This is a genomic window from Paraburkholderia sp. SIMBA_053 (assembly GCF_046534895.1).
In the GTDB taxonomy this organism is placed as follows: domain Bacteria; phylum Pseudomonadota; class Gammaproteobacteria; order Burkholderiales; family Burkholderiaceae; genus Paraburkholderia; species Paraburkholderia caledonica.
Genome location: NZ_JAWRXU010000750.1, coordinates 1 through 269 on the forward strand (window position 1 = coordinate 1; position 269 = coordinate 269).

1 protein-coding gene is annotated in these 269 nt (G+C 69.9%); it reads right to left on the reverse strand.

Annotated elements, in window-relative coordinates:
* A partial coding sequence (locus SB753_RS37585) for a hypothetical protein (protein WP_410805227.1) occupies window positions 1–269 on the reverse strand: 269 nt, incomplete at both ends.

The following is a 269-nucleotide window of genomic DNA, read 5'->3' on the forward strand; positions in this document are numbered from 1 at the left end:
GGTCGTCCGACGCGCGCAGGTCGGGGAGCATGTCGCGCGCGTCGAAGCTCTCGGCCTCCTGCTCGACATGGATCAGGGCGTTGTACTCCTCGGCGTCGGCGATGGGATCCATCCGCAGCACGGCCGCCTTCGATGAGGGCACCAGATCGACGAAGCGCACATGCAGCCGATCCCCGTCGCCCACACCTGCGCCCGAACGGAACACCCGGATGTCCGCCGCGGCGATCCGCGACGCATCCGCATCGTTCGCCGTGGCCCTGGTCTCGCGC